A 17,604-nucleotide genomic window follows, 5' to 3' on the forward strand; every position below is an offset into this window, starting at 1 on the left:
TTATTTTGGATATGAATTGTTTTTCATCTTTTCAGTTCCAATACCGTTATTTTCCTCAGAGAATATTAACTGCTAGCCTTTAACTTGCAGATGGGAAAATTCCAGGAAGATTCTGCATAAATCGATCGATCGAATCTAAGCGTCTGATTAAGCGAGTCTGATTGAGCCATGTAAGGGCTGCCCGAACCGTTCCCTAAATTCCTCAACCTTGAGAGGTGAACGAAGTAGCGGTTTGGTAGCCTGTCTTAAGTTGGAATTGGGAAAATGTAGTACGGTTGATCCTTCTAAAACAATTTCTAAGCCAGGTCACGATACCAAGGTAGCATTTGCTGTTCACATAAGTTTACTCAATCCTTAATCATTTAAGATTTGTTCGCTGACTCAAATAGAAACCTGCCCTTGACGAGCTGCTCCGGTTTAAGCAGTTTTTCAATCTATCTCCTGTGCATTGCAAGGTGTAAAGCAAGCTGTGCTGCTCCGCTTGATCGAACTGCATTCATCCTCTAGAAGTCGCTCATTAGGCTGAATCGCGATCGGCGAAATCCGTCCCCTAGTTGAGGGCATTAGCTCATAGGTTGCGTCAGGATATGAATTACAGAAGCTGCTTTTTGCCAAAGTGGTCGCGGTGGGCAGCACCGCTCTTTCTTTAGTTGCTTAATATTACAAGAGTTAAATCAAGTCCTCCTGGAGCATGATGTTTAACAACCCACTGCTGATCTCTCAACAGCTGCTCAATATGCTGGGGACACGCGTCTTCTTTTACCATCGCGATCGTGTTCCGCAAAATAGTGCTGTTCTCGTCGTCAGCAATCATCGTAGTTTTCTAGACGCCCCTCTGCTGATGGCAACGCTAGATCGATCGGTCCGGTTTGCCTGCCATCACTATATGGGTCAGGTTCCCTTGATGCGTGAGTTTGTGACACGGTTAGGATGCTTTCCCCTTGATGCCCCCGATCACCGTCAGCAAGGCTTTTTTCACCAGGCAATTCAACTACTTCAGTCTCAGCAGGCAATCGGCATCTTCCCCGAAGGAACTGAACCAATGGTGCAGCACACTGATCCACATCAGGTGGGTAACTTTCAGCGCGGATTCGCCCATCTTGCCCTGCGTGCTCCAATTCAAGATTTAGCCATTCTGCCTGTGGCGATCGCCTCTCAAGACGAAACCAATAACGTTGCAGTCCCGCTGAAGCTGCTGAGCTGGTTCGATCCATCGGAACCGCTGTTTGACCAACCTGGATGGCATCCAATGGTGATTTATCAAAAAGTAGATGTGATTGTGGGGCGTCCCATGTGGGTGACTCCTGCTCAGCGGGAAAGCTACCAGGGAAAACAGGCGAAAACTGTTGTCGCTGATTTGACCCAATACTGCCGTGAAGAAATCGATCGCCTGTTGCACTAATTTGCTGCATTAGCTTAATGTCGCCTATGACGGACACTCAGCCCCACGCCTATTTCCGTACACCGACTCGACTTAATCCCAGCGCACCCCTATTTATCTTTCTACCCGGCATGGATGGAACCGGACAGCTTTTCCGCGCTCAGGTGGCTGGGGTTGAGAAAGCGTTTGACATTCGGTGTTTATCAATCCCCGGTGATGATTTGACAGGATGGGAACAGCTCGCGGAACAAGTCGTCACGCTGGTGAAAGCGGAGAGAGAGCGAAAGCCAAATCAGCCTGTTTATCTTTGCGGCGAGTCGTTTGGCGGCTGTTTAGCGATTAAAACGATTCTGCGTGCGCCTCATTTATTCGATCGGCTCATTCTGGTCAATCCAGCTTCTTCGTTTAATCGGCGTCCATGGGTGTACTGGGGTTCTTACCTGAGTCACTTGCTGCCTGAACACACCTATCAGCTCTCGACGCTGAGTTTTTTAACAATCTTGGCATCGCTCGACCGAATTCTGCCTGAAGACCGGAAGGCGTTGCTGGATGCAGTGCGATTTGTGACGCAACAATCGTCCATTTGGCGACAGTCGCTACTGCGCGATTTTTACGTGAGTGAATATCAGTTTCGTGGCATTATGCTACCAACGCTTGTCGTTGCCAGTGCCCAAGATAAGCTATTTCCCTCGGTCTCAGAAGCCCGTCGCTTAGTCAATCTGCTGCCCAATGCGGAAATGATTGTGCTGCCGGATAGCGGTCACGCTTGCCTGCTCGAAAAAGATGTGAATCTCTATGAGCTGATGCAGTCTTCTCGACTCATACAGCCTCCCCAACCGACGCTTTCGAGTTAAAAACTCAAGCTAGAGGTTAAGCTCAAGCTAAAACCTAGTCTGGAACTACAGCTCTGCAAACCGATCGCTTGCTTCAAGCAGCGCATGGCAAATACCAGGTTCCGTCATGGAATGCCCGGCATCGGGAATCATGATTAGCTCGGATTCAGGTAGTGCTTGATGCAAATCCCAAGCAGACATTGGCGGACAAACCACGTCATAGCGTCCCTGCACAATCACAACTGGCAGATGTCGAATTCGATCGCACTGATCTAAAAGCTGGTTTTCCTGTTCAAAAAAACCCTTATTCACAAAGTAGTGGCACTCGATTCGGGCAAAGGCATCGGCAAACTGATTCTCGCCAAATCGCTGCTGCAAGCCCACATCGGGCAATAGCTTACTGGTCGAAGCTTCCCACACTGACCAAGCACGGGCTGCCTGCTGGCGAATCTCGCGATCGTCGCTGGTGAGCCGCTCATAGTATGCCGTGATGAGATTGTGACGCTCTGTGGGGGAAATTGGCTTCAGGTAAGCTTCCCAGGCATCAGGAAAAAAGTAACTTGCACCCTCCTGATAAAACCAGGACAGCTCCTTTTGTCGCAACAGAAAGATACCTCGCAGGATCAACCCCTTACAGGCTTCAGGATGAGTTTGACTATAGGCAAGCGATAGCGTACTGCCCCAACTGCCGCCAAACACTACCCAGCGATCGATGCTGAGATGCTGCCGCAGTCGCTCAATGTCGCTCACTAAATGCCAGGTTGTATTCTCACGGAGTTCTGCATGGGGCACACTGCGTCCACAGCCTCGCTGATCAAACAGCACCACGCGCCATTTCTGAGGATTAAAAAACCGACGGTGAATTGGATCAATACCGCCCCCCGGACCGCCGTGTAGAAAGACAATCGGCTTACCGTTAGGGTTGCCTACTTCTTCGTAATAAAGAGTGTGCAGGTCAGAAACCTGGAGTGTGCCAGTTGTGTATGGCTCGATCGCAGCATACAGTTCACGCATTGTTCCCTCTGATCAACCCATACGGCTAGTCTACCGGAAGACATTAGCCTGTTTGTAGAACTTCAAAACTTCATGATTTGCAATCGCTCGCCCTGCTAAAGGTTCAGCCACAATTCCCTTAAGGCAAAGCAGTGCAATAATAAACCTTGAGCGATCGACCGATGCGCCTGCTGCTACCCTTTGCCTGCTGCCTTCTTGAACTTCGACGCAGCCCTGAGAGTATGTTTAGAATCAGAGTATGTGCTACTCGCCCCAACGCTGCCCAATGCAGATCTTCCTTTGACCGCAGCCTATGAGCTTTGTTGAGTATCAACCGCATCAAATCGTGTTTCTGGAGTGTGAAGAAAAGCGTCTGTATGCAGAGGTGATTCAAACGGTGATCGATCGACAGCTCTGCTGGGCACGTCCTTTGGTTATACTTAGCCGAGGCTTCAGTGATGCAGAACACCCCCTCTGGGACAATTGGCAGACAAGCGAAATTGCCTTGGAAATGCTGGTTGACCTGCGGCAGGAATCTGATCTGCTGCTGCCCCTGTCCTGGTTTCAGATGGCAGTGGATACTGAGGTGATTCCAGTTCTGGCAAAGCTCAGCGGGTTAAAACCTAAACCTTATTCAGCCTCGGATGAAGCGATTGTGCAGCATCACTATCCTTCCGCCCAAGAACAGCTTCAGCAATTTATTCGGGCACTTTGCCTTGCAAATCAGAATCATGCAAATCCCGATCGGGAAGAAACAAACAAGCAATAGACTGCGGATATGGCAACCCTCAGAACGACTTGCTTTGCAAACCAGTTGAATACAAGGCGATGACCTGAGGAGCAGGCAGCCTCTGCTAAGGGCTCGGAACCAACCGCACCCTTCCAGCATCCATCTCCGCCATTAACAGCTCCAGTGCTTCATAGTCCACATCAGAGATGTAGCCCAGACGAGTTAACTCGTAGTTAATCTCATTTTCAATATCGGGAGTGAGCTGCTTAATGTGCAATGCCTTTGCAACAAGCTGGCGAATTACGTGGGTTGTTTTCATTATTAGAAAGTCCTGCGTTAAGTAGGAAAAACCAACCTCTGGACTTCATTGTCATGAAACGCCGCTGCAACTTCGATGATCCAACGCTGTCCACTTTGTGATTTAAATCACGATATGCTCTTTTGCAAAGCACTATACCAGGAGAATAACAGATAAATATTTATTCTGTTATTTGGGCTAAGGTATCAAGTTTGTTTAAGTGAGTAATCTTCCTGTTGGTAGATGTACCTTTAACCACTTCCAAATTAGTAACTATGGTTACTTCTAAAGTTCTTTATCTGCTGGAATACACCTAATCGATCTTCATCCACTATTAAGTCGTGATGAAGCTAGCCTGGCTAACAAACAGCTTGGCTTAATTTCCCATTTCCTGATTCTCCCTTAAGCGGCATTTCTCAACCCTTCCACAGGTGTTGGGTGTTGAGTTGCACCAGATGTTCTTGGTGTGACAAGTAATGTTACAAAGGGAGAGTCAAGATAAAGTACGGACAGCTTTTGTAACTATCAATACATCAGCACAAGCGTGATTCTATCAGGATTTAATCTGAAATCCTGTCAGTTAAAGATTCTGCAAATTTCTCCTTCCAGGCTAGTATGCAAGAAATTTTCAAGGTTATGGTCTAGTACATTCCAAGAGCCAGCTTCGAGTCTCAATTCAACCATCTGTAGTCAGACAGGATCGAATGATGCACAGCACCCTTACATACTCTCGACAGGTAGTTGTTCAGCCCAGTGGCGACATCAACGTCAACAATGCTGAATCCTTGCAGAAGCAGCTTGCAGCAACCGTAACCGCAATCGAATATTCACACTTGTTAGTTGATATGACTGGCGTTAAATCCCTTGATAGCGCAGGGCTCATGGTTTTTGTTTCGACCCTGACCCTAGCGCAGCAGCTTGGTAAGCAGCTTATCCTATTTGGGATTTCTCCCTCTGTACGGATTGTTTTTGAGTTAACCCAGCTCGATCGCGTTTTTGAAATTTTGGACGGACAATCCTTGGTCGAGTTGACGGCTGCCTGATAAAGCGGTTTGAGGTTAAACGATCGTTAAGTTTGCCATTCACAAGCCCTTCTATCCTTCGTGCATCTCCGGTCACCTGCAAGTCAGTTTGTCATTCGCAGATTGAGTCGTTCGATTTTTGTTATAACGATTTCTGCTAAACGACTTCTGTTAGACGACGAGCTAAGCCTGAATCCGGTATAGTGAACAGGAAGAGAAGGTCGATGCGAAGCAGTTCCCCTTTTGGGGTGACGCGCAGCGATTTTCTCAATTTCTCGATCGTCACTCCTTGTCTTTACCGTGGCAGTTGCAGTTGAACAGCTATTAACGCCCGAAATCCTAAAGCCCGCTCGCTACCTGGGCAATGAGCTGGGAGCGGTTCACAAACCTTGGGAAGCCGCAGCAGTCCGATGGGTGCTTACCTACCCGGAAATTTATGAGGTTGGTGCTTCTAACCTAGGTCACATCATTCTCTACAGCATTCTCAATGCTCAGCCTCGGCAACTCTGCGATCGTTCCTATCTACCTGCGCCCGATCTGGCAGCAAAACTGCGCTCTACTCAAACCCCGCTATTTGCAGTCGAGTCACGCCGATCGCTGACCGATTTCGATGTCTTGGGCTTTAGCCTCAGCTATGAGCTGGGAGCAACCAACATCCTGGAAATGTTGGATTTAGTAGGCATCCCTCTCACCTGGAAAGAGCGATTACCTTCTCGGGGAACTGCGAAGCAACCTGCTAATCAGAACCGATGGAATGTGGAGCAGGGCAGCTATCCGCTTATCTTTGCGGGCGGACAAACGGCAACCTCAAACCCGGAACCTTACGCTGACTTTTTTGACTTCATTGCGCTGGGCGACGGGGAGGAACTGCTGCCGGAGATCGGTCTGGTACTGGAAGAAGGTAAGGCTGCGGGACTGAACCGCGAAGAAATCTTGTTGGATCTGGCACAGGTTCCCGGTGTGTACGTGCCGCAGTTTTACGATATGGCAGCCGATGGCTCGGTGCATCCCAGCCGTCCTGATGTGCCCGACCGGGTTTTGCGGCGGGTGGCAACGCCTTTGCCTGCCTACTCGATTGGTTTAGTGCCCTACATTGAAACGGTTCACGATCGTCTGACGATCGAAATCCGGAGGGGCTGTACACGGGGTTGTCGCTTTTGTCAGCCGGGGATGCTTACCCGTCCAGCCAGGGATGTAGAGCCGGAGCAGGTCATAGAGGCGATCGAGCAGGGAATGCGGGCAACCGGATACAACGAGTTCTCGCTGCTGTCTTTGAGCTGTTCTGACTATCTGGCACTGCCCGCGGTGGGCGTTGAGATTAAAAATCGGTTGCAGGGTGAAAATATTTCGCTGTCACTGCCTAGTCAGAGAGTCGATCGCTTTGATGAAAATATCGCCAATATTCTGGGCGGAACGCGGCAATCGGGGCTAACTTTCGCGCCGGAAGCAGGCACGCAGCGAATGCGAGATATTATTAATAAAGGGCTAACTAACGAAGAACTGCTGCGCGGGGTTAGAACTGCCTACGAGCAGGGTTGGGATCGGGTTAAGCTCTACTTTATGATTGGCCTACCGGGCGAAACCGACGCAGATGTTTTGGGCATTGCTGAAACGATGCGTTGGCTTCAGCAAAAGTGTCAGATTAAGGGTAGAAAGCCGCTTGGCTTTAATGTCACCATCTCAAACTTCACACCGAAACCTCACACGCCTTTTCAGTGGCACTCGGTCGCAACGGCTGAACTCATCCGAAAGCAGAAACTCCTTCAGCAAGAGTTCCGCACCATTCGGGGAGTAAAAGCTAACTTCACTGACGTTCGCATCTCGGCAATGGAGGACTTTGTCGGGCGAGGCGACCGGCGTTTGGCGGCAGTAATTCGTCATGCCTGGGAGTTAGGAGCCGGGATGGACGCTTGGTGGGAAAGTCTCGATCGGGCTTTTGCTGCCTGGACGCAGGCGATTGCTGCTTCTGAACTCACCTGGAAATATCGCCAGGTCGAAAACGGGGAGTGGAACGTTTTTGGGGATGCGGGTTCATTGCAGGCTGAGCAGACGCTGAATCAGCCGCTTCCCTGGGATCATTTGGATTCAGGGATTGATAAGCAGTGGTTGAAAGAAGACCTTCAGCGGGCATTGGAAGCTGCGATCGTTCCAGACTGCTCGTTTGAGGGCTGCTCCCACTGCGGTGTCTGCGGTCTAGACTTTGGACACAACATTGTCGTGCCGCCGCCGCCCATTCCCGCCTTTCAGGGGCAATTTGTGCCGAATCAGGAGCGGGCGCAGCGAATGCGCGTTCAGTTTGGCAAACTGGGCGACATGACGCTGGTAAGCCATTTAGACCTTGTGCGTTTATTCGATCGCGCTGTGCGGCGGGCTGCGATTCCGGTTTCTTTTACGGGCGGGTTTCATCCGGGTCCGCGTATCTCGATCGCCAGTGCGTTACCGCTAGGTGCAAGCAGTCTGGGGGAAATTGTGGATTTCGACCTGACCGAAGCCATGAACCCGGCAGAGTTTCAGCAAAAGTTCGGTGCTCAACTGCCTGCGGAGGTGCCTGTATTTAGCGTTGAGTCAATCGCCCTCAATGCGCCTGCGGCAACTCATGCAATGGAGCAAGCAGAATACTGGATCGCGGTTGTGCCTCTCTTTGAAGAAGCTGAAACACAGCCTGGGGGAGCGTCTGACTGGCACGGCTGGATTCGAGCTGTTTTGGAAGCGGAAAGTTTGTGGGTCGAACAAACCACGAAATCAGGTAAGCAAAAGTCAGTTAATCTGCGGGAACGGCTCTTTGAACTCGAATTGCTCGATCGATCGATTCCGGGACTGCGGCGGGAACAATCCCTTGAGGATGCTGTAATCCTGCGTTTTGTGGGAAGCTGCCGCAATGATGGAATTCTGCTGCGTCCAGAACATCTGGTGCAAATGCTGGAGCAGGTAACTCAACAATCGTTTCGGCTTTTGCACATTCATCGGTGTCAGCTTTTCTTGATGGATGGTTGAAAGGTTAAGGATTTCTTGACTTTTGCAATCCTGCGTACAGCAGTTGATCGAAGACCGCGGATTCAATCGACCGCGTGTTGGGTTTCCTCAACTGCCGGAAAAAGCCTATTTTGCAAGAAGGACTGCTAGTTAAATTCTCATTCCAGAGAAATCTTCCCTTTTTGCAACTTCCGCCCTTTTCCATTTCCTAAGCTGAGTATTTTCCAAAAAACGTTGAACATACTGATGCGTGCATTGACGATCGCGCTATAATGCGTAACTAAGAGAAGCCGTAGCGAATCGAAACCTCTTAGGGTTAAACTCAGGGTTAAAAACGATTCGAGCGGCACCAGACCCAGAGTAAAGTCTGCTTCTGTAAAGCTTTTCACTCCCTTGCTCACGTAAGATCCTGCTCCTTTCAAGCAGATTCTTCCGTACAGACACCTTTCACTCAGGTTTCTTCTATTCAGGCATTCAAGATCGGTTGTTAGTTCTCCAACTGATTGGGTGTGCTGATTTCTCATCAAGGCTTCTCCTGTCAAATCGATCGCTTTTGGCAGGAACTTCATAGGTATTTTGCAGAACGGCTGCTTGCTGACGCGGCGTTCTTTGATTTATTCCAGCGAAAGTAGCATGACGGAGCCAGTGCTGCCAAGCTGCCAGACTTTGAGGAAATTGAATGTCAAAACAAATTGTTATCGCTGAGCAGCACCGCATTGCTGCTGTCTTTTCAGAAGATCAGATTCAAGAATTAATCGTTGCAAAGGGAACCCATCAGGTTGGCGATATTTACCTAGGTGTTGTGGAAAATGTGCTGCCAGGAATTGATGCAGCCTTTGTCAACATTGGTGATAGTGAACGCAACGGGTTTATCCATGTTTCCGATTTAGGTCCGCTACGGCTTCGTAAGGCGGCAGGCTCGATCACAGAGCTGCTTGCGCCTCAGCAGAAAGTGCTGGTTCAGATTATGAAAGAGCCGACTGGAAACAAGGGTCCACGGCTGACCGGAAATATTAGCCTTCCAGGGCGCTATCTGGTACTAATGCCGTTTGGTCGAGGCGTCAACCTTTCCCGACGCATTCGCAACGAAGCAGAACGGAATCGGCTTCGCGCATTAGCAATTCTCATTAAGCCCGCAGGAATGGGGCTACTGGTGCGAACTGAAGCTGAAGGAATGCCCGAAGAAGCAATTTTAGAAGACCTGGAAGCTCTGCAAAAACAGTGGGAAAGCATCCAACAAGAAGCGTTGTCCTCTCGTCCACCCTGCTTGCTTAACCGAGATGATGACTTTATTCAGCGGGTGCTGCGAGATGTGTACAGCGCAGATGTAAACCGAATTGTTGTCGATTCGCATACCGGGCTGAAGCGTGTTAAGCAACACCTGACGAACTGGAATGGAGGACGATCGCCGCAAGGGATTTTGATTGACCATCACCGTGAACGTACCTCAATTTTGGAATACTTCCGAGTCAATGCGGCAATTCGGGAGGCTCTGAAGCCAAGGGTCGATTTGCCCTCCGGTGGCTATATTATTATCGAACGTACTGAAGCCCTAACGGTAATTGACGTGAACTCTGGCTCGTTTACCCGATCGGCGACCGCAAGAGAAACGGTTCTTTGGACGAACAGTGAAGCGGCAACTGAGATTGCACGACAGCTCCGCCTTCGCAACATTGCTGGAGTCATTATTGTCGATTTCATCGACATGGATTCGCGTCGCGATCAGTTGCAGGTGCTTGAACAGTTTAATAAGGCACTGCGAGCAGACAAAGCCCGTCCTCAAATTGCTCAGCTCTCGGAACTGGGACTGGTCGAACTAACGCGTAAACGTCAAGGACAAAATATCTACGAACTGTTTGGGCGCACCTGTTCTCAGTGCGGTGGCTTGGGTCATACTGTTCATCTACCTGGCGAAACAGAAGTTGCGCTGTCTGATCCGCTCGATCCGGTGCGAATTCCTGCGACAGCCGAATCCCGTCCAGTCGCCCGCGATACCTGGGAGCGATCGGCTGATGATTCCGATTTAGATCCAGCTGCCGATTTGCAGGAACTAAACTTAACTAATCATCCTGACTATCGGGAGCGAAGCCGCAGCGATCGGGGTGATCGTAATGACCGCAATGACCGGGGCGATCGAGGAGATAATCGCCGTCGTCGTCGGGGTGGGCGAGTCAAGGTCGGTGAACCAACGTTGAAGCCAACCGTTGGACGGGTCGAGCCGGAGCTAGATCTGGAGCCTGCTCCTTTGGAAGAAGTGATCGCAACGCCGATTCTAAATAGCCGAGACAGTCGGGACGGTCGGGAAAACCGAGATAGTCGGGAAAACCGAGAGAGCCGGGAAAACCGAGATAGCCGAGATAGTCGGGACGGTCGAGAAAACCGAGATAGTCGGGAAAACCGAGAAAATCGCGGCGTGCGAGAGCGGGACAATCGCTCGGAAAAACTCGATCGCAGTCGGGTTTCGCGCCGGGAAAGACCCTTGGCAGAACCACCCCAGGTAATCTCAGTCGAAATGACCCCTGAGGAACAGGACGTTTATGCTCTAATGGGCATCTCGCCCCTAGTACTTTCAACTGAGACGGTGAAAGATCTAAAGTCTACGGTCGTTGCAGTCACACTGCCTGGACAGCGAGTTCGTCAGGACCCCGCTAGCTTACGCGAAGTCAGTTTGCCGGAGCAACCAACGATTCCTGAAGCGGTAGCTCCACCAGCAGAGCAAGTTTCGGCTGATTTGGACGAGTTGCCAGCAGTACCAGAAGCCTCGGTTTCAGAAGTTGAGTCGAATGGATACACGGCTGAGTCGGCTGAATCTGACGAAGGGGGGTATTCTGATCTCAGCCTGGATTCAACTCGTCGCCGCCGTCGCCGTCGCTCTTCCCTGGTTGCGACTGATGACCCAAGTTCGGATGTCGGCTAATTCTCTAGAGAGTTCTGCACTACAGCTCAATCTACTGCTGCCAGACTTGGAGGCTGCTTCTGCTCTGGGTCTGGTTGCAGGGGTGGATGAGGTTGGGCGAGGAGCTTTATTTGGTCCTGTAGTGGCAGCAGCTGTAATTCTCCCGACTGATCAGCTCGATCGCCTTTCAGCAGCAGGGGTCACAGACAGCAAGCAACTGTCTGCCTTTCAGCGACAGGAACTTGCAGTGCAAATTAGAGCGGTGGCAATTGATTGTCGAATTGGGATTGCCTCAGTGCAAGAAATCGATCGACTCAACATTTTGCAGGCGACGTTTCTCGCGATGCGTCGCGCAGTCGATCGGCTCAGTCCGCAACCTGACTTGTGCCTGATCGACGGAAATCACTGTGTGCCGCAGCTTGTTTTACCGCAGCAGGCGATCGTTAAAGGGGATCAAAGATCGCTTGCAATTGCCGCAGCCAGTATTGTGGCAAAAGTCTGGCGGGACACACTGATCCTACGCCTTGCCGCAAAATATTCCGGCTATGACCTCGCATCTAATAAAGGTTATGGCACCGTTAAGCATCGGCTTGCGCTTCAGCAGAAAGGCGCATCGCGTCAGCATCGACGATCGTTTAGCCCTTGTGCTGCATCAAATCTATCCTTGGAGCAACTTTAGGGCTAACGTATCGTAATCACTAAGAGACAGAATTTTCGCGTTGCCTCAAGCTTATCCCAATTCAGGCTTGCTGCCGGCCATGGGAAATGGTTCTCCGTTGGGAGCCAGAGAATTAGGCGAGTTGTGCCAAGTTTCCCTGCCTTGCTGCGCTGCCCATTCCCGATAGTCCACTAAAAGCTGATGCATTAGACGCTGTTTCACAGTTAGCAGAACGCTGTGAAGCAGACCATTTCCAGTTGCTTCTAGGATAGGCTGGGGGGTAAGCATCAACGGCGGCGGTACATCCACCTGTACTTGCAGATTAGCTCTGCCCCGTAGATAAGTCACTTCGCCGTCCTGTTCGGGAATCAGCACTCCAGTAAGATTCAGGCTGAATCGCTGGTTGATGTATTCAATCCCACGAATTTCGCAAGCGATCGATTGCACCCGAATACTGCCATCTGGTTCTGCCCAAACTTGCAGGTCTACCGTAGGCTGGAGCGTTAGCATCAGAAAGCTTAAAGGACGCATTTTCAGCCGAAAGCAATCTTGCCTCAACATTTGAATTCGGCTTGGATCAACCAGAGCACGAACAAGTCGCTGCGGCTGACGCAGATAATGCTGAAGCGGCACGGGTTGGTTAGGAACAGCTAACTCAACCGATTGAGAATCAGAAAAACGGGCAAACATGGGGGATAGATGGGTAGACGAGGGAGTGAGGATAAGCTGTGACCGTTACTTTACTAAAGTTTAAAGTTCTTCCCGAAAAGCAACCTTGCTCTTAGGCAGTATATGACGTAGCAATGGTCATTCTGGAATTGCCTAAGTGAATGTAATGAGATTACTTTAACTTTCTTTACTAAATAGCGCTGAGGAACTCATACTGTTCTCGACTTCAGCGATTAAGATCAGCAAGATTTGCACGTAGCTCAGTTAGAATCCATGCAACACAAAAGAGGGCACAGCGAGCGCACCCTCCTTGATGAATAACTAGATTCAGGTCGTCGGCTTAGTGAGGCACCTCTTCGCCGTTAAGCGTTTCTTCGCCCCTTTTGAGCCTTGCTGTAACTCATCGCTTAGCCCTTGCCTTAACGAAAGACTTAAGACTTGGGTGTCCTTAGCCTCCTGCCACTGCTGGAACGATGCTGACTTCATCACCCGTTTGCAGCGAGGTGTTCTGTCCATCCAGGAACCGAATATCTTCGCTGTTGACGTAGAAGTTAATAAAGCGACGCAAATTACCCTGCTCGTCACAGAGCCGGGTTTTGATGCCGGGAAAGCTCTGCTCCAAAGAGTCAAGCAGTTCGGCGATCGTTTGTCCTTCACATTCGATCGTGGCTTGGTCGGCAGTAAATTTTTGCAGCGGAGTCGGGATCAGAACTTTAACAGCCATAGTTATTTTCAAAAATCTCAGAAATCAAGGTCAATCATAAGCCTTTATTATCAGGCAAAACTAGACAAGAACCTGCTGCCATTCCAGGCGATCGAGGGTTCGAGACCGCTCCAGTGCCCGCTCGAAACTATCCAGCTTGGGTTCGATCGTCAGCGGCTCACCAATGTAGCCCTGTACCGCTTCCTGAGTCTTCAGACCGTTGCCCGTAATGTAAACCACCGTGGTTTCTTCGGAGTCAATTTTGCCTGCTTCGACCAGCTTTTTCAAGGTAGCGATCGTTGTGCCACCTGCGGTTTCAGTGAAGATGCCTTCGGTTTCTGCCAGAAGCTTGATGCCTTCTACGACTTCCTGATCATTCACCGATTCAATATTGCCATTCGTCTTGCGGGCGATATCCAGCGCGTACACGCCATCTGCCGGATTGCCGATCGCGATTGATTTAGCAATGGTGTTGGGCTTCACCGGGGTAATAAAGTCGCGCTCCTCGCGGAATGCTTGGGCGATTGGAGAGCAGCCTTCAGCCTGGGCACCGCTAAACCGGACAGTCTTATCTTCGACCAGTCCCAGCTTGACGAATTCCTGGAAGCCCTTATAAATCTTAGTGAAGAGTGAACCAGATGCCAGAGGGGCAACAATGTGATCGGGCAACTGCCAGCCCAACTGTTCAGCGACCTCATAGCCCAGCGTCTTGGAACCTTCAGAGTAGTAGGGGCGTAGGTTGATGTTTACGAAGCCCCAGCCATGGGTATTTGCAACTTCCGAGCAGAGGCGATTCACCTGATCGTAATTGCCGTGAACTGCTATCACCGTAGGACCATAGATCAGCGTACCCAGCACTTTTCCAGCTTCCAGGTCGGAGGGGATGAACACACAGCAGTCAAGTCCGGCATGAGCGGCGATCGCTGCCGTCGAGTTTGCCAAATTTCCGGTGCTGGCACAGGAAACGGTCGTAAAGCCCAGTTCACGCGCACGAGTTAGCGCAACCGATACCACCCGGTCTTTGAAGCTCAGAGTGGGCATATTCACGGCATCATTTTTGATGTAGAGGTTTTTGATGCCCAAACGACGTGCTAGACGGTTTGCTTTCACCAGCGGAGTAAAGCCAGTGCCTACATCAATCGGGTTGTCAGTAGCGACGGGCAGCAGGGGACGATACCGCCAGATAGATTTAGGTCCGGCTTCGATTGATTGCCGCGTCACAAGCCGGCTCAGCGCACTGTAGTCATAGGCGACCTCCAGTGGACCAAAGCAATATTCGCAAACGTGGAGTGCTTTAGGTTCGTACTCTGCACCGCACTCTTTACACTTCAGAGCCGTAAAGGTAGCAGCGGTTTGGGTGGGGTCGATCGCCTGGGTCATGAACTTCTTCCTCTCTAAATGCGCTCTCTTGAGTCAACTCAGCAGATCAATAAACCGTTAGCCAATCAAACCCTGTCGCGTTTTCTGACCAACTAAAACGGATGCTATCACAGGCGAAAAATACCGTCAAATATACCCGACTATTTTTGTCGGGTTTGATTTGGGATAATTCAGGATTGCTTCGGGATTGATAAAGCGATATTTAACCCCCACTTACGGGCGGAATGAGGACAAGTTCGTCGCCTTCCTGCAAAACGGTCTCCGGTTCCACAAACTGAAGATTTACGCCGAAGCGAGTCAGACTGCGCCACTGTTCTAATTCAAAGTGTTCGCTGATGAGTCGATCGCGAACCTGCGCTACGGTTGACTCTGTTGGAAGTTGCAGCACCAGTTCCGAGGTTCCATAGGCTTCTTGATAGGCAGCAAAGAGCTTGACGATTACTGTAATTGAGGTGCGATCGTTCATTGATATCTGGTCTCCAACTTGATTTCAACCCTGGCATACTGAATAAAGTATCCTGCAAGCTTCTAACAAAAAGCTCTTATGCTCGGCTCCTTTCAGCAAAGTACACTGCGGATTGAACTCGATGCCTCAGCGCAGCAAATCCACGACAGTCTGCTCCTTCCGGCTCAGTTTCGTCGCTGGCTTTCTCCCCAAACGTTTTCACAGGGGTTGCCTGAAACGCTGCATTCAGGACTTTCGTTTACAAGCTGGATTGGTCCAGTTGTGATTCAGCATCAGGTTGATCGGGCAGCCCCTAATAGTCTGCGCTTTTTGCTAAGCCAGGGGATTGATGGTTATCACGAATGGTATTGGGGGGAGGGCTGGGTGCAGTCGCGCCTTGAGGGAGTTTCGCTGCTGCCGCTGAATTTGGGACAAACGTTAAGCCTGCTGCGCCTAAAACAGTTTCTTGCAAGCTGAATTCACGCTTCAGGTCAGCAAAGGAAACTATCTCGGCTTAACGACCAGTACCGAGCAACTTGCCTCTTCAACGACCTGGTTGCTCACCGAGCCTTTGAGAATGCGCGTCATTCCTGTCAAACCTCGACTGCCAATGACAATCAAATCAGCGTGATGGATATTGGCTAAGCGCACAATCTCTTCCGCAGGTTCGCCGCGCACAATTTCGATTTCGCTTTTGCAGGGCAGATCTGCTTGATAAGCCTGCAATTTTTCTAGCGAATGATAAGAAATTTCTTCCGCGTCAACCGGGGGGCGATCGGCTGCGATGTCAGGATTTGCGTCAGAGTTCACTAAAACATGCGCCAGAACAACATGAGCATCCTGCGGTAGGGAAAGCTGATGAAGTGCTTTAATGACCAGTTCCGATAAGTCTGAACTATCGAGCGCAACTAGAATTTTGTTCAGCATGATTCTTCAGCCTGGAATTTCCCAGAACGATCGCTTGCCTGTCCAGTGTCGCGGGTTCAGCCTGAAAATTCAATCAACTTTGACCAAAATCAACTTTGACCAGAATAAAGCTTAAGCGTCCCGTGCTCCTATCTACCCTTCCTGATCGCCTGCATCCTTTTGAACTCTGAATCGTACTGAGTCTGCGTGCGAAGGCAGCCCTTCGGCAGTTGCCAGCGCATCGATCGCCCCTGCCACGTTCTGGAGTGCCTGCGGCGAGTATTGAATCAAGCTGGAATGCTTCAGGAAGGTTTCGACGCTGAGAGCAGAGGCATAGCGGGCAGAACCGGAAGTTGGCAAAGTGTGATTGGGTCCAGCAAGATAATCGCCAACGGCTTCAGGGGTAGAATTGCCCAAGAAAATTGCTCCCGCATGGCGAATATACTCCAATAGGCTCCAGGGGTTTTCGACTTCCAGTTCCAGGTGTTCTGGAGCGAATTCATTAGATAGTTCGGCGGCTTGTTCGAGGGAGTCTACGACAACGACCAGACCGTAGTGAGCGATCGCCTTTTCGGTTAGCAATCGGCGCGGGTGGTTGAGCAACTGCTGCTTCACTTCGACCACAACATTCATTGCCAGATCAGTATCAGTCGTGAGCAGAATTGCTGCTGCCATTGGATCGTGTTCTGCCTGCGCCAGCATATCGACTGCGACGTGGACTGGATTGGCGTGACCATCGGCAATGATCAGGACTTCAGAGGGACCCGCGAGGGAGTCGATACCAACCGTGCCGTAAACCAGCTTTTTCGCCAACGTCACGTAAATATTGCCCGGCCCCGTAATCACGTCCACTTTGGGAATTGTTTCGGTTCCGTATGCCAGTGCGCCGATCGCCTGTGCCCCTCCAACACGATAAATTTCCTGTACCCCGGCTTCCTGTGCTGCTACCAGAACGGCAGGGTTAATCGTCTTATCTGGGCGAGGCGGAGTCACCATTGCGATGCGGGGAACCTGCGCGACCTTCGCCGGAATGGCGTTCATAATCACCGTGCTAGGATAGGAAGCCCGTCCCCCCGGCACATACAGCCCCGCACGATCGACCGGCGTGTAGCGTTTGCCTAAAACGACCTCATTTTCGCCAAACTGCACCCAGCTTTTGGGCACTCGCTGGCGGTGAAAGGCTTCGACCTGACGACAGGCAAGCTGGATTGCTTCCAGCAACTCTTTGGAAACCTGCTGATAAGCAGCTTCTAGCTCCGAGCCTGTGACCCGCAACTCTCCTGGCTCTAGCATGAGTTGGTCAAATTCTTCGGTGTAGTGCAGCAATGCCCGGTCACCCTGCCGTTTCACTGCCTGCAAGACTTCTCGAACGGTTGCCTCTTTATGAACGACCTGATCATCATGAGTGCGATCGCAGATCCGTCGCAGTTCGGTGAGTGCTTCAGCCCGCTGATGAATGATTCGCAGCATCGCCACAATGGGTAAGGATAGAAAGCCTGGAACTGCCTGAGGTTGACACGGTGGGTTTGCGATCCCCAGAGAACCGCAGATGCAACCGCGAACCTGACTGAACCGATTATGTCTTCTAGCTTAACCGGATTTTTAGAGGATATGTGTCTAGAAAGATGCGAGTTTAGCCTATGTTTATGGCAAATGCTTTGCTAAGATGGTAGATCGCTGGAATGATGCCCGCCTGAGATTCTTGGTCTCAAATTTG

17 protein-coding genes are annotated in these 17,604 nt (G+C 50.6%); 8 read left to right on the plus strand and 9 right to left on the minus strand.

Annotation, left to right across the window (positions count from 1 at the left end; all coding sequences use genetic code 11):
- Positions 1-691: 691 nt before the first annotated feature.
- The gene (locus NDI45_RS04625; protein ID WP_190793876.1) at positions 692-1,402 is read left to right on the plus strand and encodes a lysophospholipid acyltransferase family protein; all 711 of its coding nucleotides are present in this window, start codon (positions 692-694) and stop codon (positions 1,400-1,402) included.
- Positions 1,403-1,428: 26 nt separating this feature from the next.
- The gene (locus NDI45_RS04630) at positions 1,429-2,235 is read left to right on the plus strand and encodes an alpha/beta fold hydrolase (protein WP_199296769.1); all 807 of its coding nucleotides are present in this window, start codon (positions 1,429-1,431) and stop codon (positions 2,233-2,235) included.
- A gap of 45 nt (positions 2,236-2,280) precedes the next feature.
- Here the strand turns inward: NDI45_RS04630 and pip are convergent, their stop codons facing one another.
- Positions 2,281-3,228, minus strand: a complete 948-nt coding sequence (gene pip, locus NDI45_RS04635; protein WP_348246610.1) for a prolyl aminopeptidase — start codon at positions 3,226-3,228, stop codon at positions 2,281-2,283.
- A gap of 292 nt (positions 3,229-3,520) precedes the next feature.
- Here pip and NDI45_RS04640 point away from each other — a divergent pair, with 292 nt between their 5' ends.
- Positions 3,521-3,976 carry a hypothetical protein gene (locus tag NDI45_RS04640; RefSeq protein WP_348246612.1) on the plus strand — a complete coding sequence of 152 codons (456 nt, stop codon included), beginning with the start codon at positions 3,521-3,523 and terminating at the stop codon, positions 3,974-3,976.
- A gap of 85 nt (positions 3,977-4,061) precedes the next feature.
- Here NDI45_RS04640 and NDI45_RS04645 read toward each other — a convergent pair whose 3' ends face one another.
- Positions 4,062-4,256 (minus strand): hypothetical protein, encoded by a 195-nt coding sequence (locus NDI45_RS04645; protein WP_190793880.1) that lies wholly within the window; start codon positions 4,254-4,256, stop codon positions 4,062-4,064.
- 686 nt (positions 4,257-4,942) lie between these two features.
- On the opposite strand from NDI45_RS04645, the gene NDI45_RS04650 reads away from it, so the two are divergent.
- Together NDI45_RS04650 and NDI45_RS04655 are read left to right on the plus strand one after the other, a co-directional pair.
- Entirely contained in the window at positions 4,943-5,278 is a 336-nt protein-coding gene (locus tag NDI45_RS04650; protein ID WP_190793881.1) for an STAS domain-containing protein, read from the plus strand.
- Positions 5,279-5,557: 279 nt separating this feature from the next.
- On the plus strand, positions 5,558-8,251 hold the full coding sequence (locus tag NDI45_RS04655; RefSeq protein WP_348246615.1) for a TIGR03960 family B12-binding radical SAM protein: 2,694 nt from the start codon (positions 5,558-5,560) through the stop codon (positions 8,249-8,251).
- Between the two features lie 137 nt (positions 8,252-8,388).
- Here NDI45_RS04655 and NDI45_RS04660 read toward each other — a convergent pair whose 3' ends face one another.
- On the minus strand, positions 8,389-8,799 hold the full coding sequence (locus NDI45_RS04660; RefSeq protein WP_190793807.1) for a hypothetical protein: 411 nt from the start codon (positions 8,797-8,799) through the stop codon (positions 8,389-8,391).
- A 110-nt stretch (positions 8,800-8,909) separates the two neighbouring features.
- Here NDI45_RS04660 and NDI45_RS04665 point away from each other — a divergent pair, with 110 nt between their 5' ends.
- Positions 8,910-11,147, plus strand: a complete 2,238-nt coding sequence (locus NDI45_RS04665) for an Rne/Rng family ribonuclease (RefSeq protein WP_190793808.1) — start codon at positions 8,910-8,912, stop codon at positions 11,145-11,147.
- Positions 11,122-11,805, plus strand: coding sequence for a ribonuclease HII (locus tag NDI45_RS04670; protein ID WP_190793809.1), 684 nt, complete (start codon positions 11,122-11,124; stop codon positions 11,803-11,805). Before NDI45_RS04665 ends, NDI45_RS04670 begins: the two co-directional genes overlap by 26 nt.
- Before the next feature lie 51 nt (positions 11,806-11,856).
- Here NDI45_RS04670 and NDI45_RS04675 read toward each other — a convergent pair whose 3' ends face one another.
- The 4 genes from NDI45_RS04675 to NDI45_RS04690 all read right to left on the minus strand — a co-directional run bounded on the left by NDI45_RS04675 (position 11,857) and on the right by NDI45_RS04690 (position 15,002).
- On the minus strand, positions 11,857-12,474 hold the full coding sequence (locus NDI45_RS04675) for a DUF1997 domain-containing protein (RefSeq protein ID WP_348246618.1): 618 nt from the start codon (positions 12,472-12,474) through the stop codon (positions 11,857-11,859).
- 427 nt (positions 12,475-12,901) lie between these two features.
- Positions 12,902-13,177, minus strand: coding sequence for a MoaD/ThiS family protein (locus NDI45_RS04680; RefSeq protein ID WP_190789776.1), 276 nt, complete (start codon positions 13,175-13,177; stop codon positions 12,902-12,904).
- Between the two features lie 60 nt (positions 13,178-13,237).
- Complete coding sequence (gene thrC / locus NDI45_RS04685) at positions 13,238-14,536, minus strand: threonine synthase (RefSeq protein ID WP_348246620.1); 1,299 nt, start codon at positions 14,534-14,536, stop codon at positions 13,238-13,240.
- 202 nt (positions 14,537-14,738) lie between these two features.
- Positions 14,739-15,002, minus strand: a complete 264-nt coding sequence (locus NDI45_RS04690; RefSeq protein ID WP_190789774.1) for a MoaD/ThiS family protein — start codon at positions 15,000-15,002, stop codon at positions 14,739-14,741.
- A 78-nt stretch (positions 15,003-15,080) separates the two neighbouring features.
- On the opposite strand from NDI45_RS04690, the gene NDI45_RS04695 reads away from it, so the two are divergent.
- Positions 15,081-15,458 carry a hypothetical protein gene (locus tag NDI45_RS04695; protein WP_190789773.1) on the plus strand — a complete coding sequence of 126 codons (378 nt, stop codon included), beginning with the start codon at positions 15,081-15,083 and terminating at the stop codon, positions 15,456-15,458.
- Positions 15,459-15,485: 27 nt separating this feature from the next.
- On the opposite strand, the gene NDI45_RS04700 is transcribed toward NDI45_RS04695, so the two are convergent.
- Together NDI45_RS04700 and hisD are read right to left on the minus strand one after the other, a co-directional pair.
- Positions 15,486-15,908: a universal stress protein gene (locus NDI45_RS04700; RefSeq protein ID WP_190789772.1), complete on the minus strand. Its 423-nt coding sequence runs from the start codon at positions 15,906-15,908 to the stop codon at positions 15,486-15,488.
- 132 nt (positions 15,909-16,040) lie between these two features.
- On the minus strand, positions 16,041-17,357 hold the full coding sequence (gene hisD, locus NDI45_RS04705; protein WP_348246623.1) for a histidinol dehydrogenase: 1,317 nt from the start codon (positions 17,355-17,357) through the stop codon (positions 16,041-16,043).
- Between the last annotated feature and the right edge of the window lie 247 nt (positions 17,358-17,604).

It is taken from the genome of Leptolyngbya sp. GB1-A1, from assembly GCF_039962475.1.
Lineage (GTDB): Bacteria > Cyanobacteriota > Cyanobacteriia > Elainellales > Elainellaceae > Leptolyngbya_A.

What these genes read in the sequence shown, in the direction of transcription:
- NDI45_RS04625 (WP_190793876.1), top strand. Translation starts at nt 692, where the DNA reads ATGATGTTTAACAACCCACTGCTGATCTCTCAACAGCTGCTCAATATG.
- NDI45_RS04630 (WP_199296769.1), top strand. Translation starts at nt 1,429, where the DNA reads ATGACGGACACTCAGCCCCACGCCTATTTCCGTACACCGACTCGACTT.
- pip (WP_348246610.1), bottom strand. Translation starts at nt 3,228, where the DNA reads ATGCGTGAACTGTATGCTGCGATCGAGCCATACACAACTGGCACACTC.
- NDI45_RS04640 (WP_348246612.1), top strand. Translation starts at nt 3,521, where the DNA reads ATGAGCTTTGTTGAGTATCAACCGCATCAAATCGTGTTTCTGGAGTGT.
- NDI45_RS04645 (WP_190793880.1), bottom strand. Translation starts at nt 4,256, where the DNA reads ATGAAAACAACCCACGTAATTCGCCAGCTTGTTGCAAAGGCATTGCAC.
- NDI45_RS04650 (WP_190793881.1), top strand. Translation starts at nt 4,943, where the DNA reads ATGCACAGCACCCTTACATACTCTCGACAGGTAGTTGTTCAGCCCAGT.
- NDI45_RS04660 (WP_190793807.1), bottom strand. Translation starts at nt 8,799, where the DNA reads ATGAAGTTCCTGCCAAAAGCGATCGATTTGACAGGAGAAGCCTTGATG.
- NDI45_RS04665 (WP_190793808.1), top strand. Translation starts at nt 8,910, where the DNA reads ATGTCAAAACAAATTGTTATCGCTGAGCAGCACCGCATTGCTGCTGTC.
- NDI45_RS04670 (WP_190793809.1), top strand. Translation starts at nt 11,122, where the DNA reads ATGACCCAAGTTCGGATGTCGGCTAATTCTCTAGAGAGTTCTGCACTA.
- NDI45_RS04675 (WP_348246618.1), bottom strand. Translation starts at nt 12,474, where the DNA reads ATGTTTGCCCGTTTTTCTGATTCTCAATCGGTTGAGTTAGCTGTTCCT.
- NDI45_RS04680 (WP_190789776.1), bottom strand. Translation starts at nt 13,177, where the DNA reads ATGGCTGTTAAAGTTCTGATCCCGACTCCGCTGCAAAAATTTACTGCC.
- thrC (WP_348246620.1), bottom strand. Translation starts at nt 14,536, where the DNA reads ATGACCCAGGCGATCGACCCCACCCAAACCGCTGCTACCTTTACGGCT.
- NDI45_RS04690 (WP_190789774.1), bottom strand. Translation starts at nt 15,002, where the DNA reads ATGAACGATCGCACCTCAATTACAGTAATCGTCAAGCTCTTTGCTGCC.
- NDI45_RS04695 (WP_190789773.1), top strand. Translation starts at nt 15,081, where the DNA reads ATGCTCGGCTCCTTTCAGCAAAGTACACTGCGGATTGAACTCGATGCC.
- NDI45_RS04700 (WP_190789772.1), bottom strand. Translation starts at nt 15,908, where the DNA reads ATGCTGAACAAAATTCTAGTTGCGCTCGATAGTTCAGACTTATCGGAA.
- hisD (WP_348246623.1), bottom strand. Translation starts at nt 17,357, where the DNA reads ATGCTGCGAATCATTCATCAGCGGGCTGAAGCACTCACCGAACTGCGA.